Annotated in this window: 1 protein-coding gene and 1 pseudogene; both read left to right on the top strand. The window is 64.2% G+C overall.

The window, feature by feature from the left end; translation table 11 throughout:
• Positions 1 to 734: pseudogene (locus U1769_RS25540) on the top strand (DNA ligase-associated DEXH box helicase); the annotation flags it as partial.
• A 64-nt stretch (positions 735 to 798) separates the two neighbouring features.
• On the top strand, positions 799 to 1,034 hold a 236-nt coding region (locus U1769_RS25535), incomplete at its 3' end, for an aspartyl protease family protein (protein ID WP_332720953.1).

The following is a 1,034-nucleotide window of genomic DNA, read 5'->3' as shown; positions in this document are numbered from 1 at the left end:
TGTGGGACCGCAGCCAGTGGCAGCGTTTTCCCGATGACGTGCGCGAATGGCTGGAGGTGCAGGACCGGCGCTCGCAACTGCCGCCGCCGGACCGGCTGCTGGTCGAAACCTTTCCGCATGAGGGCCGCTATCACCTCGTCGCCTATAGTTTCGAGGGATGGAACGCGCACCAGTCGCTGGGGATGCTGCTCACGCGGCGGATGGAGGCAATGGGGCTGAAGCCGGTCGGCTTCGTTGCCAATGATTATGCGCTGGCGGTGTACGGACTGGAGCCGATTGCCGATCCGCAGGCATTGTTTTCGGCGGACATACTTGAGGACGAGTTTGTCGATTGGGTGCAGGGTTCGGCCTTGCTGAAACGCGCGTTCCGCGAGGTTGCGGTGATCGGCGGGCTGGTCGAGCGGCAACATCCGGGCAAGAAGAAATCGGGGCGGCAGGTCACGTTTTCGACTGACCTGATTTACGATGTGCTGCGCAAATATGAGCCGGACCATCTGTTGCTGCGCGCGGCGTGGGAAGATGCGCGGGCACGGATGACCGATGTCGGGCGGCTGGCCGATCTGCTCGATCGTGCGGCGGGGACGATGCTGCATGTCGACTTGCCCCGCGTCACCCCATTGGCTGTGCCGGTACTGGTGATGATCGGGCGGGAGAATGTGCAGCAGGGCAGCGCCGAGGACGATATCCTGATCGAGGCCGAGGCGCTGGCGGCGGAGGCGATGCGGCTGGATTAGCCGCGAACCCCTTTCGACCAACGACATTTGCTGCGCAGCGAACAGAGGCGTATGATCAGTCATCATGCAACGCTATCTGTTGCCTCCCCTGCTGATCGCGCTTGCCGCGGCGCCCGCTGCGACACAGGAAGCTGCGCCCGCTGCCGTTACGGAGGAAGCGAGCGGCACGCTGGCGCTGGGTGCGCTGGCCAACCGCATGACGGTGCCGGTATCGATCAACGGCAGCGCGCCGCATCCCTTTATCATTGACACCGGGGCAGATCGTTCGGCGATTTCACGCCAGCTGGCCGGGTCGCTGGG

This window comes from Parasphingomonas zepuensis (assembly GCF_036663735.1).
In the GTDB taxonomy this organism is placed as follows: domain Bacteria; phylum Pseudomonadota; class Alphaproteobacteria; order Sphingomonadales; family Sphingomonadaceae; genus Sphingomonas.
The sequence above is the reverse complement of the archived record's forward strand: the minus strand, read 5'-3'. Positions and strand labels throughout refer to the sequence as shown.